12 protein-coding genes are annotated in these 15,179 nt (G+C 67.0%); 2 read left to right on the top strand and 10 right to left on the bottom strand.

The window, feature by feature from the left end; translation table 11 throughout:
• From ACE039_RS16400 to ACE039_RS16380, 5 genes are all read right to left on the bottom strand, one after another.
• The coding region (locus ACE039_RS16400; RefSeq protein WP_485822832.1) for a 4-hydroxythreonine-4-phosphate dehydrogenase PdxA at positions 1 to 631 on the bottom strand (631 nt) is incomplete at its 3' end.
• Positions 628 to 1,845 (bottom strand): D-threonate kinase, encoded by a 1,218-nt coding sequence (gene dtnK / locus ACE039_RS16395; protein ID WP_313462674.1) that lies wholly within the window; start codon positions 1,843 to 1,845, stop codon positions 628 to 630. The genes dtnK and ACE039_RS16400, both read right to left, overlap by 4 nt.
• The gene (locus tag ACE039_RS16390; RefSeq protein WP_313462673.1) at positions 1,842 to 2,870 is read right to left on the bottom strand and encodes a 2-keto-3-deoxygluconate permease; all 1,029 of its coding nucleotides are present in this window, start codon (positions 2,868 to 2,870) and stop codon (positions 1,842 to 1,844) included. Before ACE039_RS16390 ends, dtnK begins: the two co-directional genes overlap by 4 nt.
• A gap of 139 nt (positions 2,871 to 3,009) precedes the next feature.
• On the bottom strand, positions 3,010 to 5,145 hold the full coding sequence (locus tag ACE039_RS16385; RefSeq protein ID WP_485822831.1) for a TonB-dependent siderophore receptor: 2,136 nt from the start codon (positions 5,143 to 5,145) through the stop codon (positions 3,010 to 3,012).
• Positions 5,146 to 5,387: 242 nt separating this feature from the next.
• The gene (locus ACE039_RS16380; protein ID WP_448711088.1) at positions 5,388 to 5,936 is read right to left on the bottom strand and encodes a MarR family winged helix-turn-helix transcriptional regulator; all 549 of its coding nucleotides are present in this window, start codon (positions 5,934 to 5,936) and stop codon (positions 5,388 to 5,390) included.
• A 128-nt stretch (positions 5,937 to 6,064) separates the two neighbouring features.
• On the opposite strand from ACE039_RS16380, the gene ACE039_RS16375 reads away from it, so the two are divergent.
• Positions 6,065 to 7,039, top strand: coding sequence for a Bug family tripartite tricarboxylate transporter substrate binding protein (locus ACE039_RS16375; protein ID WP_485822830.1), 975 nt, complete (start codon positions 6,065 to 6,067; stop codon positions 7,037 to 7,039).
• An 11-nt stretch (positions 7,040 to 7,050) separates the two neighbouring features.
• Positions 7,051 to 8,619, top strand: coding sequence for a sulfatase-like hydrolase/transferase (locus tag ACE039_RS16370; protein WP_485822829.1), 1,569 nt, complete (start codon positions 7,051 to 7,053; stop codon positions 8,617 to 8,619).
• A gap of 31 nt (positions 8,620 to 8,650) precedes the next feature.
• Here the strand turns inward: ACE039_RS16370 and ACE039_RS16365 are convergent, their stop codons facing one another.
• The 5 genes from ACE039_RS16365 to ACE039_RS16345 form a co-directional block, all read right to left on the bottom strand.
• Positions 8,651 to 10,351: an AMP-binding protein gene (locus ACE039_RS16365; protein WP_448711084.1), complete on the bottom strand. Its 1,701-nt coding sequence runs from the start codon at positions 10,349 to 10,351 to the stop codon at positions 8,651 to 8,653.
• 52 nt (positions 10,352 to 10,403) lie between these two features.
• On the bottom strand, positions 10,404 to 10,994 hold the full coding sequence (locus ACE039_RS16360; protein WP_485822828.1) for a chalcone isomerase family protein: 591 nt from the start codon (positions 10,992 to 10,994) through the stop codon (positions 10,404 to 10,406).
• Complete coding sequence (locus ACE039_RS16355; protein ID WP_485822827.1) at positions 10,958 to 11,503, bottom strand: DUF4442 domain-containing protein; 546 nt, start codon at positions 11,501 to 11,503, stop codon at positions 10,958 to 10,960. Before ACE039_RS16355 ends, ACE039_RS16360 begins: the two co-directional genes overlap by 37 nt.
• Positions 11,504 to 11,549: 46 nt before the next feature.
• Entirely contained in the window at positions 11,550 to 12,749 is a 1,200-nt protein-coding gene (locus ACE039_RS16350) for an acetyl-CoA C-acyltransferase (RefSeq protein ID WP_448711111.1), read from the bottom strand.
• Positions 12,750 to 12,913: 164 nt separating this feature from the next.
• Positions 12,914 to 15,179, bottom strand: a 2,266-nt coding sequence (locus ACE039_RS16345) for a 3-hydroxyacyl-CoA dehydrogenase/enoyl-CoA hydratase family protein (RefSeq protein ID WP_485822826.1), incomplete at its 5' end; no start/stop codon positions are given.

Genomic DNA, 15,179 nt, shown 5'->3' with positions numbered 1-15,179 from the left:
CCCCCCCCCCGCGGCCCAGGGCCTTGGCGAACGAACCCGCCAGGCGCAGCACGGCACGCATGCGCGCGGGCGTCAGGTCTTCGATGGCCTGGCGCAGCGACACGTGCGTCGTGGCGTGGAAGATGTAGAGGTCGCCCGCCGACAGCACCAGCGAGAACGTCTTGACGCCGAACTCGTGCGCCAGCAGTTCGGTGTGGCCGGGCCACTTGTGGCCGGCGGCGTGCATGGCGGCCTTGTTCAGCGGCGCGGTGACAATGCCGTCGACCTCGCCAGCGCGCGCCAGGGCGCACGCCGTGGTGACAAAGCGCACGGAACCATCACCCGCGTCGGCGCTGATTTCACCCAGCTTGACGTGAGCCAGCGACGGGCCGGCTTGCAGCACTTCGATCATGCCGGGGGTGTTGGTGCAGTCGGCCGGGCGGTCCAGCTTGCGCACGATGGCGGGGTCGCCGCCCAGGCCGCGCACGGCGTTGACCATCACGTCGACGTCGCCGACCACCAGCAGGCGGGCCTTTTGGCGCAGTTCGTCATGGCCCATCAGCATCTTGGCCGTGATTTCCGGCCCGATGCCGGCAACGTCACCCAGGGTGACGGCCAGCAGCGGCAGCTTGTTCGGTTGGGGTTGTGTCATCGCTTGAATCTCCTGTCGCGGATCGCGCGCACGGCGCGAACCAGTACGTCTTCGGTGCCAAAGCCGCCGGCCTTGGTCACCACGGGCAGGCCTGCGGCCGTGCCCCCGGTCAACGTGCCAAGAGGCACGCCGCCCATCACTTCATCCACCAGCGCGATGCCGCGCGCGGCCAGCGCCACCAGCACGCTGCGCGCGCCGTCGCCGCCGGTGGCGACCACGCCTGCCGCGCGCGAGGTGGTGATCAATTGCGCCGCCAGGCTGCCCAGCCGTTCGGCGACTTTTTCAGAATCCAGGCCATCGAGCTGCCCTTCGGGCGCCAACAGCAGCACGGTGCCAGCTTCGGCCGGGGCCTTGGCGTGGGCCTGCAACAGCGGTTGGGTCCATGCCTGCCACGCGGCGTCGTCGGCCAATTGGGCCAGAGTGGGCGTCCAGGTGTCGGCGCCGGAAGCCTTCAGGGCAGCGGCTTGGGCGCGCGCGGCGCTGTGCTGCGACGTGACCACGACGACGACGGGCGCCGTCTGGTCCGCGCCGGCCCACACGCGGGCCAGCGGCACGGCAAGACCGCCCGCGCCCACGGGCAGGGCGTGTTCGCCCAGCAAGCCGATGGCGCGTGCCAGCCGTTCCAGGTCGGCGTCCGTGGCGGCGTCCACCACCACGGTGTGGCCCGCCTGGCGGATGCGCGCGGCCAGCGCGTCGGGCGTGTCGCCGTCTTGCGCCGCGACGTGGGCGCAGCCCAGCAGCGTGGGGATATGGCTTTCGGTCACCGGGGTGACCGGGTCCGTCGCGGCGGAGGTTTCGGTGACCGGCTTGCCGTTCACCATCAGTACGCCTTGTTCGACGGTGCGGCCGGTTGCCGGAAAGGCAGGGCAGATGACCGCTACCGTGTCGGGCCCCCAGGCCAGGCGCGCCGCGTCGATCTCGGCCTTGAAGGCGCCGCGCAAGGTGGAGTCCACCTTTTTGTACAGGCGCGACACGCCGGCCGCGCGCAGCTGGCGCACGTTCTGTTCGATGACGCGCGCCGCGTCGGCGGCGGGCAGGGCGCGGCTGTGGGTCGTCACGGCCAGCACTTCGACGCCGGCCGTGGCCGGGCCGGACAGCGCTTCTTCGGCGCCGCCGATGGACAGGTGCGTGCTCCAGCCGGCGCGCACGAACTGCACCGCGGTGTCGCCCGATCCGGTCAGGTCATCGGCGACGATGGCGATGGTCGGGGTCAAAGCGCCTCTCCGCGCGCCTCGCCCAACGTCGGCGTGGCGCGGGTTGCGTCCGCGTCCTCGGACTTCAATTCACCGGCGCGCTTCAGGAAGTACGACGCCAGGATCGGAGCCAGGATGGAACTGATCAGCACGCAGGCGGCCACTTGCGCGGTGGCGGTGGACACGTACTGCTGGAAGTTGGGATCGGCGGCGGCCACCACGGCGGGCGTGGCGATGGCGTTGCCGGCCGTCGTGCCGGCGGCAAAGCCCAGGCCGCTCTTGCCGCCACGGCGCAGGATCATGCGATAGCCCAGGTAGACCAGGCCGCCGGTGATGGGGCTGATGATCAGGCCCAGGATCAGGCCGCTGATGCCGCCGCTGACCACCGCGCCCAGGTTGATGCCGGTGCCCAGCGCAAAGGCGAAGAACGGGATGACGATGTTGGGCACGGGCTTGAGCACGTCGCGCCACTTCGGGTCCAGGTTGCCGACCACGACACCCAGCAGGAACGGCACCAGGGCCGCCACCAGGGCAATCATCGGAATGTCGGCCAGGCCCGAGGCGCCCAGGAACAGCAGGCTGAAGAAGGGGCCGTCATTGACGGCGCTGGCAACGTAGGCGCCACGGTCGCGGGCATCGCCGTACTGGCCGGTGTAGGCCAGCCACAGGCCGCCGTTGCTGTTGTCGAACGCGGCCAGCAAGGCCAGGATGGACACGCCCAGCACGCCGTCCAGGCCAACGTAGCTGCCCAGGATGATGATGAGGGTGGCAGGCACCAGCGTCTTCATCAGCAGGATGGTGCCGGCGGTGGCCAGGATGGGGCCGCCCGTGCGGGCGTTGACCTGTGTGCCGGTCGCGAAGATCAGCAGCGCGATCAGGGGCAGGGCGCTGTTCTTGAAGAGCGCCGTGGTGAAGCCGCCGATGGCCAGGGCGTCAGGGGCGAAGGTGCCGATCAGGGAGCCGAGGATCAGCGGCACAAGCATCAATCCGCCAGGGATCTTCTGCATGGTGCCAAAAAAAGGCGAACGGGAAGTTGCGGTCGACACTTGCTTGAGTCTCCAGGAAAGTTCTGGTGGGTTGCAGACGTTCGTTGATGCGTCTGTCACGGGTTGAAAACCGTAAGTGTACACCTGTACGTACAGCTAGTACGTACAGGTTATCCCGTCCCGGAGGCCGACCTGTCGTTTAGAAGCGATAGGCCCCGCTCAGCATGACCGTGCGGCGCGCGCCGTAGAAGCAGTCGCCCCGGTCCAGGCAGACGACCTCGTAGGTGCGGTCCGCGATGTTGTTGACGTTCAACGCGTAGCGCCACGGACCATTGTCGTAGCTGATCATGGCGTCGAACAAGGTGACGGCAGGCGTCTCCGGGGCGCCGCCATCGCGGAACGCGCTCAGGTAGCGCACGCCGGCGCCCACCGCGAAGCCGGGTTGGCCAGCCAGGGCAAAGCGGTATTTGCCCCACAGGGACGCCATGTGTTTGGGCAGGCCTTCCAACTGAGCGTCGGCATCGGTGTAGATGTAGTTGGCGATCACGTCGATGTCTTTGGTGGCCCGGCCGCGCAGCTCCAGTTCCACGCCGCGCGTGCGCGTCTTTCCCGCCTGGATCTGGTTGTTGGGATTGTTCGGGTCATTGGTCTGGCGGTTCTTTTCGCGCAGGTCGTAGGCGGCGGCCGTGAACTCGATGTCGGCGTCTTTCGGCATGTACTTGATGCCGGCCTCGACCTGCTTGCCACGCATCGGCTTCCAGCGCTGGTCGTAGAAATCGGAACCCGCGATCGGCGTGAACGACTCGCTGTAGCTCAGATAGGGCGACCAGCCGTTGTCGGCGGCATACATCAGGCCGAAGCGCTTGGTCGTGGCATAGTCGGTTTCCTTGTCCTGGCCGTCGATGCGGTTGTCGGCGCGGTCGCGCCGGATACCGGCCAGGAAGATCCAATTCTTGTCGAATTTGATCTGGTCCTGCGCATAGAAGCCCAGTTGTTGCTGCTTCTGCTTCGGCGTGTCGGACAACTCGTACTCCGGCCGGTTGCCGTACACGGGGTGGTACAGATTCAGTGGCGCGCCCAGGCCGCTGGCCGTCTGGCTGGTCTCGCGGTAATGCGAATAATCCATCCCCACGATGACGGTGTGCTCGGTGCGACCCCAGTTCAACTTGCCTTCGATGTTCTGGTCGGCCAGCAGCGTGCGCATGCGCGGCTTGTTGACGTAGAAAAAGCGGTCAGTGGTGGTCTGGGCGTCATCGATGTACGAATTGCCGCGCCGGTCGCCGTAGACATTGGGGTACAGCGTCTGGTAATCGACCCGGCTGACCGTGTTGCGGAAGTTCTGGCGGAATTTCCACGTGTCGTTGAACTGGTGTTCAAACAGCCAGCCCACGCTGAACTGCTCGGTATCGTAGGCGTCGAAACCCGGCTCGCTGACGAAGCGCCGGGTCGGGATGCGGCCGTTCGGGTTCTCTTGCACCGACCCGCTCCAGGGCAGGAACGATTGCGTGGTGCCGGATTTGTCCTTTTGCCACAGGGCCTGCAAGGTCAGCGAGGTGGCGGCGCTGGGCTGCCATGTCAAGGAAGGCGCCAGCATCAAGCGGTCGTCGGGCGCGTGCTGCACCTGCGTGTCGCTGTCGCGGCCTACCGCCACGACGCGGTACAGCCATTGGCCATCTTCGGTGACGGGACCGGTCAGGTCCGCCTGGATCTCGCGCCGGTTGTCATTGCCCAGCACCACGCCGATCTCGCGTTGCGCTTCGGCCTGCGGACGTTTGCTGACCAGGTTGACGATACCGCCGGTGCTGCCTTGGCCGTACAGCATGGACGACGGGCCGCGCAGCACCTCCACGCGTTCCATGCCGTAGATTTCCGTGCGCGGGTTGTTGTTGTTGAAGAACTGGCGCAGGCCGTCCAGGTATTGGGCAGGCTCCACGCCGCGGATCCGGACGTAATCGCCGCGGTTGTCCACGCCGTAGGCGTTGGGCCGGACGCCGGCCGCGTAATTCATGGCGTCCTGTACGTTTTGCGACCCTTGATCCACGATCTGTTCGCGCGGAATCACCGTGATGGCTTGCGGCGTCTCGGACAGCGCCGTGTCGGTTTTGGTGCCGGTGGTGCTGCGCGTCGCCACGTAGCCGTCGACGGGGCCGGTCGCGGTTTCGCCCGTGCCGGTGACCTGCACGGCAGGCAACACGGTAGGGACGTCGCCGGCCGCGCCCGTCTGGGCCGGCTGTGCCTGCGCCGCGCCGCCCAGGCAGGCGGCAAGCAATGCGGTGGCGGGCAAGAGGGTCTGCGGCCGCGCGCGGCGCGCGGTCGGATAACGATGACGTTTCAAGAATGCTCCCCGGCGGCTGCTTGGCAGCCGATCATGTATAAGAATGACAACGATTATTATTATTGATGGAGCAGCCGCCGACGGCCAGGGGGCGCCGTGATCCCAGATGTAAAAAAGCCCTGCAAAAAGGTTCCACGGGCGCGGGTTGCGGCTGAAAAGCCCCGCGCTATCAGCCGGTTGCGGCAGCCAGCGGCGCCCATGCCGGCCTGCCGGGAATGTTGGGGCGACGCGACAACGGGGCCTCAGGCGTAACGGGCCCGCCGCGTGCCGCCGTCGCGGCGGCTGGCCTTTTCGGTGACGATGTTGTCTTCGGCCATGCGGCGCCCGCGCTGTTCGATGCGGGCAAGAAAGTCGCGCAGCAGCACGACTTCGCTCTCGCTCAGGTCTTGCACCAGCAGGTCGTTCAGCCGCGAGACCTCGGGAAGCAGGGCCTGGTAGCGGGTAAGGCCTTCAGGGGTGGCTTCCACGCGAACGACCCGGCGATCGGCGCTGTCGTGAAGCCTGCGCAGCCAGCCTTTTTCGCACAGCGCCCCAAGCGTGCGAGACGTGCGGGCCAGGTCCAGCTTGGCCGCCGCCGCCAATTCGGCCGAATTCATGATGCCGCCCTCGACGGCACAGGCCAGGATGCGCCATTCGCGGCGCGTGATGCCGAAGCGGCCTTCGCACATCCGCACGAAGACGGGGTTGGACTGCGACCAGGCCTGATACAGCCGGTACATCAGCATGTCCGCCAGATGGGGAGGCTCGGACAGGGGCGGCTCGGACAGGGGTGGGGAAGGCGTGGCGCGCATATCTTTATGGAAAGTCCTGGATTAGATCAACCAACGGCCGCGTTGCTACATTCCATTCACTCATTCGGGTATCGGCCAAGCATGAATAACCATAACCGACAGCGGGCCACTGTCTCCAGGAGAAGACAATGCGTAAATGGATGACGGGCGCCCTGGTGGCGACGGCGTTGGGGGCGGTGGCCCCGCTGGCCTGCGCGCAGCAAGCGCCGTTGGACGGCCCGCTGACCATCGTGGTCGGTTATCCGCCGGGTGGCAGTTCGGACCGCATCGCGCGCCTGGTGGCGGACCGCTTGAAGGACCGGCTGGGCGTATCGGTCGTGGTCGAGAACAAGACCGGCGCCGGTGGCCGCATCGCGGCGCAGGGCCTGCACGCGGCGCCCGCCGGCCAGAATGTGCTGATGCTGGCCAATCCGGCGGTCATGGTGGTGGCCCCGCTGGTCTATGCCCAGCCGGGGTACGACGCCCAGCGGGACTTCACGCCCGTGTCGCTGGCCAGTCGCTATAAATTCGCCCTGGCGGTGCCGGCCAGTTCGCCGATCAAGGACGTGGCGGCCTTACGCCAGTGGCTGCGCGCGAACCCGAAGCAGTTCACGGTAGGCGTGCCGGCCACGGGCAGCTTGCCGCACTTTTTTGCATTGATGCTGGGCCGCGAGATCAAGCAGGAGCCGGAAGTGGTCGGATACCGGGGATCGGCGCCGCTGATCTCTGAACTGATCGGCGGCATCCTGCCACAAGGCATCGACACGCTGGACACCCTGCTGCCGCAGCACCGGGCAGGCAAGATCCGCATCCTGGCCACCTCCGGAGACACGCGCGACGCTGATTTGAAAGAGGTGCCGAGTTTCAAGGAAAGCGGCGTGGATCTGGCGGCGGACGGCTGGAACGCGTTCTTCGCGCCGGCGGCAATGCCGCAGGCCAAGATCGACCGCCTGGGCGCGGACATCGCCGCCATCCTGCGCGAACCCGCCATGCAGGACGCCGTGCGCGGCGTGTTCCTGGAACCGGTCTCAATGGATGCCGCGGGCACCGCCGCTGCGCTGATGGCCTACCGCAAGCAATGGGAGCCCGTGGTGCGGGCCTCCGGCTTCACGGCCACGCAATAACGGAGTCCGTCATGAGCACGGTGCAAAATGTGTTGTTCATCATGGCCGATCAGCTACGGGCCGATCACCTGAGCTGCTACGGCCACCCCTATTTGCAGACCCCCAGCCTGGATGTGCTGGCCGCGCGCGGCGCGCGTTTCGACCGGGCCTTCGTGAACTCGGGCGTCTGCGGCCCTTCGCGCATGAGCTATTACACGGGGCGCTATCCGTCGCGTCATGGCGCGACCTGGAACCGCGTGCCGCTGTCGGTCAACGAGATCACGCTGGGCGAGTACCTGGCGGGGCAGGGGCGCGAGCTGGCGCTGGCGGGCAAGACCCACATCATTCCGGATAAGGCCGGCATGGAGCGGTTGGCGATCGACGGCGCCTCGGAGCTGGGCGTGCTGCTAAGCCGCGGCGGCTTCACGGAACTGGACCGCTACGACGGGCACCACACGCCGGGCGAGGAAAGCGGCTATCCCGCGTTCCTGCGCCGCCACGGCTACGACAGCGCGGACCCCTGGACCGATTACGTGATCGCGGGCGTGGACGCCAGCGGCCAGGTGGTCAGCGGATGGAACATGCGCAACGTGCATCTGCCGTCGCGCGTGGCGGAACCGCATTCCGAGACCGCCTTCATGACGGATCAGGCGCTGGACTTCATGAAGCGGCGCGGCAGCCAGCCCTGGGTGCTGCACCTGAGCTACGTCAAACCGCACTGGCCCTACATGGCGCCGGCGCCGTACCACAATCGCTATACCGCCGATCAATGCCTGCCGGTGCGGCGCAATCGCGAAGAGCTGGTGGATGCGCACCCGGTCGTGGCCGCGTACCGCCAGCAGGAGGAAAGCGTCAGCTTTTCCACGGACGAATGCGTGCGCGTGGTCCGGCCCGCCTATCAAGGCCTGATCCGGCAGCTGGATGACCACCTGGGCCGGTTGTTCGACTACATGGAAGGCGCGGGGCTGATGAAGAACACGCTGATCGTGTTCACGGCGGATCACGGCGACTTCCTGGGCGACCATTGGCTGGGTGAGAAAGAGCTGTTCTACGACACTGTGCAGCGGGTTCCCTTCATCGTGATGGACCCGTCGGCGGCGGCCGACGCCACGCGGGGGCGCGTGCTGACGGACATGGTCGAGAGCGTGGATGTGGTGCCTACCGTGTTACGCGCGCTGGGCACGCCGGGGCCCGGCCATCGGCTGGAGGGCCGCGAATTGCAGACGTTGCTGCATGGCCGCGACGCCGCCACGCCCTGGCGGGACTGCGTGTTTTCCGAACTGGATTACAGCTTTCGCCAGGCGCGCGTGCTGCGCGGCAAGACGCCGCAAAACGCACGCGCCTGGTCGGTTCGAACCGACCGCTGGCGCTACGTGCATTGGCTGGACGAGCCTGAGCAGCTCTTCGACCTGCACGCCGACCCCGACGAATTCCAGGACCTGGGCACCAGCAGCGCGCATGCCGGCGTGCGCGCGGAACTGCGCGAACGCCTGCTGGACTGGATGCTGCGCGGCAAACGCCGCACCACGATCAGCGACGAGGCCGTGGAAAAAGCCACCAACGCGCATAAGCGGGCGGGGGTGTTTTTCGGGCAATGGTAAGGGCGGTGGCAAGGGCGGCGGGTCGTACCGGCTAGAGGGCGGTTTGAGTTTGCGGCGACGCCGCCGCCTGCTGCGCCTCTGGCTTCAGTTCCCGCCGCAGGATCTTGCCGACATTGGTGCGCGGCAGATCATCGCGGAACTCCACGTAGCGCGGCACCTTGTAGCCTGTCAGTTGCGTGCGGCAATGGGCGATCAGCGTTTCCGCGTCCAGGCCCGGATCCTTGCGAATCACGTAGAGCTTCACCGCTTCGCCGGAGCGATCGTCCGGCACGCCGACGGCGGCGACTTCGCGCACGCCGGGATGCAGCGCGGCCACGTCTTCGACCTCGTTGGGGTACACGTTGAATCCGGACACCAGGATCATGTCCTTTTTGCGGTCGATCAGGAACACATAGCCGTTTTCATCGACGTAGCCGATGTCGCCCGTGCGCAGAAAGCCATCCGGGTACATCACCAGCGCCGTCTCGCCCGGCTGATTCCAATAGCCCTGCGTGACCTGGGGGCCGCGCACGCAGATCTCGCCGCTTTCGCCGATGCCCTGTTCTTCTCCGTCATCGTTGCGGATCGATATTTCGGTAGACGGCACTGGCAAACCGATCGAGCCGGTGAACACCTTGACGTCCAGCGGATTGACGGTGACGGCAGGCGAGGTCTCGGTCAGGCCGTAGGCCTGCGCCAGCGGCTTTCCCGTGACGGCGCGCCAACGGTCCGCGACCGCGCGTTGCACCGCCATGCCGCCGCCCATCGTCAGGCGCAGGCGCGAGAAGTCCAGCTTGGCGAAATCCGGATGGTTGAGCAGGGCGTTGAACAGCGTATTGACGCCGGTGAAGGCGGAAAAAGGCACCTTGCCCATTTCTTTGATCAGGCTGGGAATGTCGCGCGGATTGATGATCAGTAGATTGCTGGCGCCGATCTTCATGAACGTCAGGCAGTTCGCCGTCAACGCGAAGATATGGTAGAGCGGCAGGGCCGTCACGATGCATTCTTCGCCGTCTTTAACCAGCGGTTTGATCCAGGCGTGGGCCTGGCTCAGGTTGGCGACCAGGTTGCCGTGCGTCAGCATCGCGGCCTTGGCCACGCCTGTCGTGCCGCCCGTGTACTGCAGGCAGGCCAGGTCGCGCTGGTCCAGCGGCACCTCCGTGAAGGGCGCATTGCGGCCAGCGCGCAGGGCGTCGGCCAGCCGGACCGCGCCGGGTAGCGACCAGTTCGGCACCATACGCTTGACGCGGCGGATCACGAAGTCCACCAGCCGACCCTTCAGGGGGCCCAGCATCTCGCCGATGGAGGTGACCAGCACGCGTTCGACCGCGGTCTGGGGCAGGGCCTTTTGCAAGGTCGCCGCGAAGTTGTCCGCGACCACGATGGCGCGCGCGCCCGAGTCCGCCAACTGGTGTTCAAGCTCGTGCGCGGTGTAGAGCGGGTTGCAGTTGACGACGATGCAGCCCGCGCGCAGCGCGCCAAACAGGCAGACCGGGTATTGCAGCAAGTTGGGCATCATCAGCGCGACGCGGTCGCCTTTGCGCAGGCCATTGGCGTGCAGCCATGCGGCGAAGTCGCGGGTCAGCGCGTCCAATTCGGCGTAGCTGATCGACTTGCCCATGCTGATGTACGCGGTCTTGTCCGCATAGCGGCGGCAACTGTCCCGCACGACCGAGACCAGCGTCGTCACGCCGTCCATCTCGATCTCTGCGGGTACGCCGGAGGGATAGCTCTTGTGCCAGATTCGTTCCATCGTCGTGGGATTCCCAGGGCTTGTTAACACGCAAAGAAGCCTTGCACAGGCACTAGTTGCCCAAAAGGGCCTTTTTCAGGGAGGCCTGGGCCGGATTGTCGCCCAACCAGACGCGCAGCAAGGCGCGCGCGAAGTCGGGGCTGTCGAACCTGCCCCGCTGCGTGCCGTTGGCCGTGATCGTGACGCCGCGGGCGTCGAAGTCCAGATCGACCTCGTCGCCTGCCTTGGCCGTGCCGAGGTCGGCCATCAGGCGCGATAAGCGGTTGGCGGGCGCTTGCAGCGCGGCAAGCTCCTGCTTGGGCGTATTGTCGCGCAGTCCCTCCTGCAGCGCCTCATCCAGGCTTTTGCTGTCCACGTCGCGCAGCAACTGCAGGCGGATGCGGCGCGGCGTCTCGCTGTTGATCACCGCTTGCGCATCGCTGCTCCTGGCCGTGGTGTATAGCGCGGCAACGTAGACCTTCACGACGAATTTGGTGCGCACGCCCGCGCCGTTGAGCACGAGCGCTTGCCCGCCTTGGGATAACTGTTCCGGCACGCGCACGCCCGCGACGTCGCGGTCGGCGGCAAGGGCGGGCGCGCCCGCCAGGCTGGCGGCAAGCATGACGCTCAGGGCGGCGGATCGCCCTCCAGAGATGGGATGCATGGGTCTCCTCCTGTGTTCTTTCGCTTGTAGAACTTCTTGTCGGCGATATAGATCGTGCGTTCCACGACGGCATAGACCACGCCGTCCTTGTCCTTCAATTCCACCGTGTAGGTCCGGGTGGTCTCGTGGTCCCGCGCGAGGATGCGGCGGATCTCGGTGATCTCCCCCGGGGGCAACCGGAAATCCACGTACAGCGTCGTGTAGGCGGGCTTGCGGTAGCGGATCGACGCGGCCTTGTCCCAAACGACGTGGTCCGCGCCCAGCGCGGACATCAGCATCGTGGGGTGCGCGCCGTCCGTCACCGCGAACAGCGATCCGCCGTACATCGAGCCGACGATGTTGCGCGTGCGCCGCAGCAGGGGAAGCTTGATGCGGATGTGCTGGAAATCCGGCGACACGTGCAATACGCGGCCGCCGGTGGCGCGGAACGCCGGATGCAGGTTGAAGCCCACCCGCATCAGGCGCGCGCGCCATTTCGGCGCCAGGCTCTTGAACCAATAGGGCTTCACGTTTCGTCGGGCCTTTGTGTTGGCGGCTGAGGTTAAAACGTCTGCATCACATCGCTTCGAACAGGCCGGCCGCGCCCATGCCGGTGCCGATGCACATGGTGACCAGCCCGTACTTGCCGCCCGTGCGCCGCAGGCCATGCGTGATCGTGGCCGTGCGGATCGCGCCGGTCGCGCCCAGTGGATGGCCCAGCGCAATGGCGCCGCCCAAGGGGTTGACCTTGGCCGGGTCCAGCTTCAGTTCGCGGATCACGGCCAGCGACTGCGCGGCGAAGGCTTCGTTCAATTCGATCCAGTCCAGCGCGTCCTGGCTGATGCCGGCGCGCTGAAGCACCTTGGGGATGGCGGCGATGGGGCCGATGCCCATGACTTCGGGGGGCACGCCCGCGACCGAAAAGCTGACAAAGCGCGCCAGCGGGCTCAGGTTGAATTCGCGCAGGATGCGGTCGGACACGAGGACCACCGCGGCCGCGCCGTCCGACATCTGCGAGCTGTTGCCTGCGGTGACGCTGCCGCGCGCGGCGAACACGGGACGCAGGCGCGCCAGCGCTTCCGGGCTGCTGTCGGGGCGGGGGCCTTCGTCCACCTCGACCAGGCGGCGAACCACGCGGACAGCGCCGCTGGCGCCGTCTGGCAGGTGCGACACCACTTCGAACGGCGTGGTTTCAGCGCGGAAATGGCCGGCGGCGATGGCGGCGCAGGCTTTCTGGTGCGAGGCCAGGGCAAACGCGTCCTGATCCTCGCGCGAGACCTTCCAGCGTTCCGCGACTTTTTCACCAGTCAGGCCCATGCCGAAGGCCATGCCGATGTTCTCTTCGTGGGCGAAGATGGCCGGGTTCATCGAGACCTTGTTGCCCATGATCTGCGGCATCGCGCTCATGGATTCGGTGCCGGCGCCGATCATGATGTCGGCTTCGCCCATGCGGATTCGGGCGGCGGCGTCCGCCACGGCTTGCAGGCCCGACGCGCAGAAGCGATTGACCGTGACGCCGGCCACGCTTTGCGGCAGCCCCGCCAGCAACAGCCCGATGCGGGCCACGTTCATGCCTTGCTCGGCCTCGGGCATGGCGCAGCCGGCGATTACGTCCTCAATGCGGGCCGTGTCCAGCCCCGGCACCTGCGCCAACGCGCCGTTCAGCGCGGCGGCCAGCATATCGTCGGGACGAGTGGTGATGTAGGCGCCATTGCGCTTGCCCACCGGCAAGCGCGTGGCGGCGACGATGTAAGCGTCCTGAATCTGCTTGCTCATGTTCAATTCCTCATATCTCTACAACGAGACAATCAACAGCGAAACCCATAAACCCCGCTTCCCAAAGCACAACCGTCTGCCACAAGCGAGGCCGCGCGGATCCGGCTCCGCCGGTCCGCAGCCGGCGCCCCTGGGGGGAAGCGCCACGGGCGCTGCGGGGGGGACTAATTCCGCAATGGCTTGCCGGTTTCTAGCGTGTGGCGGATGCGGGCCTGGGTTTCAGGCGTGCGCAGGAGCGCGACGAACTCTCGGCGTTCCACCGCCAGCAGCCATTCTTCGTCCACCTTCGTGCCGGTTTCGACCTCGCCGCCGCACAGCGCTACGGCGGCGCTGCGGGCCACCCGATAGTCATGCGCGCTGATCATGCCGCCTTCGCGCATGTTGACCAGCACCATCTCGAAGTTGGCGATGCCGTTGCGGCCTGCGACCGGGATGTTCGTCAGGCGGGGCGGGGGCGTGTAGCCAGCCTGGGCCGCGGCGCGGGCTTGCCCGATGGCCACGAACAGCAGCTCGTCGGGGTGGAACAGCACGACGTCATGTTCGCGGGCGAAACCGGTGTCGATGGCTTCCCGCGCGCTTTTGGCGACCTGTGCCGTGGCGATGGTCTGGAAGATGGGTTGCAGGTAGGGGAAGACCTCGCCCGGCGTGGCGGTCTTCGCGGCCAGGGCCGCCGCGCGGCCGGCGAATTCCTTGCTGCCGCCGCCCGCCGGAATCAGGCCGACGCCGGCTTCCACCAGGCCGATGTAGCTTTCCAGCGCCAGGACGCGATGCGAGGCGTGCATCAGGAATTCGCAGCCTCCGCCCAGCGCCATGCCTTGCACTGCGGCCACGGTAGGAATCTGCGCGTACTTGAACGACTGGGAGGCGCGCTGGAACTTCTCGACCATGGCTTCCAACATGTCGAATTGGCCGGCGGCGCAGGCTTCCACGACTTGTTGCAGGTTGGCACCTACCGCGAACGGCGGCTCGTGCCAGATCACCAGGCCGTCGAACTCGCGCTCGGCGCGGGCGACGGCTTGCAGCACGCCTTCCAGCACCTCGCCACCCAGCGTGTGGTTCTTGGACGTGACGGACAGGATGCCGATGCCGGCGTCCACATCCGGCAGGTTCCACAGGCGCACGCCTTCGTTTTCCCATACGGTGACGCCACGGTCATCCGGTCCTTCGCCGAACACGCGTTCCGGGAACAACTGGCGCTGGTACACGGGCAGCGCCGAACGCGGATGCAGTTTCCCCGTGCGCGCCGAATACGAACCTTCCGGCGCGTGCACGCCCTGGCGGGCGGATTCCAGCGCCCAGGCGGGCAGCGGGGCGTTGCTCATGGCATGGCCGGCGGCGATGTCCTCGGCCACCGCGGCGGCGATCGCCTGCCAGCCGGCGGCCTGCCAGGTCTCGAACGGGCCCTGGCCCCAGCCGAAGCCCCAGCGCATGGCCAGGTCCAGGTCGCGCGCGTTGTCGGCCACGTGCTCAAGCTGCACCGCGCTGTAGTGAAAGATGTCGCGGAACAGGCTCCACAGGAATTGCGCCTGGGGATGCTGGCTTGCACGCAGCGCGGCGAAGCGCTTCGCGGGGTTGCGTTCCTTCAGCAGCGTGGCGACCTCGTCGGACAGCTTGCCGGCGCTGGGCACGTAATCTTGCGCCTTCAGGTCCAGCACCAGGATGTCGCGGCCCTGTTTGCGGTAGACGCCAGCGCCGGTCTTCTGGCCCAGCGCGCCCTTCTGGATCAAGGCGGACAGCCACTGGGGCAGCGCGAAATAGCGATGCCACGGGTCGTCCGGCAGGTTCTTTTCCATGGTGCCGACGACGTGGGCCAGCGTATCCAGGCCGACCACGTCGGCGGTGCGATAGGTGGCGCTCTTGGGGCGGCCGATCTTGGGGCCTGTCAGCGCATCGACTTCGTCGAAGCCCAATCCCAGGCGCGCGGTGTGGTGCATGGCGGCCAGGATGGAGAACACGCCGATGCGGTTGGCCACGAAGTTGGGCGTGTCCAGCGCGCGAACCACGCCTTTGCCCAACGTGGACGTGAGCCAGGTTTCCAGCTGGTCCAGCACGGCCGGCTGCGTATGAGACGTAGCGATGATCTCCACCAGCCGCATGTAGCGGGGCGGATTGAAGAAATGGATGCCGCAGAAGCGGTCACGCAGGCTCGCGGGCAGCGCGTTTGCCAGCGCGTCGATCGACAGGCCGGACGTGTTCGAGGCGATGATGGCGTCGGGCGACACATGCGGGGCGATGCGCTCGTACAGCGCCGTCTTCCAGTCCATGCGTTCGGCGATGGCTTCGATGACCAGGTCGCAGCTGCGCAGCGCGTCCAGATGGTCGTCATAGTTCGCGGGGGTGATCAGGGCAATGCGCGCCGCGCCGGCCAGCGGCGCGGGCTCCAGCTTTTTCAGGCCGGCCAGGGCCTTTTGGACGATGCCGTTGCGGTCG

The sequence above is a fragment of the Achromobacter maghribensis genome, from assembly GCF_057334215.1.
The sequence above is the reverse complement of the archived record's forward strand: the minus strand, read 5'-3'. Positions and strand labels throughout refer to the sequence as shown.

Coding starts and splice junctions, on each gene's coding strand:
- ACE039_RS16380 (WP_448711088.1), bottom strand. CDS start 5,936: ATGCGCGCCACGCCTTCCCCACCCCTGTCCGAGCCGCCCCTGTCCGAG.
- ACE039_RS16375 (WP_485822830.1), top strand. CDS start 6,065: ATGCGTAAATGGATGACGGGCGCCCTGGTGGCGACGGCGTTGGGGGCG.
- ACE039_RS16370 (WP_485822829.1), top strand. CDS start 7,051: ATGAGCACGGTGCAAAATGTGTTGTTCATCATGGCCGATCAGCTACGG.
- ACE039_RS16365 (WP_448711084.1), bottom strand. CDS start 10,351: ATGGAACGAATCTGGCACAAGAGCTATCCCTCCGGCGTACCCGCAGAG.
- ACE039_RS16360 (WP_485822828.1), bottom strand. CDS start 10,994: ATGCATCCCATCTCTGGAGGGCGATCCGCCGCCCTGAGCGTCATGCTT.
- ACE039_RS16350 (WP_448711111.1), bottom strand. CDS start 12,749: ATGAGCAAGCAGATTCAGGACGCTTACATCGTCGCCGCCACGCGCTTG.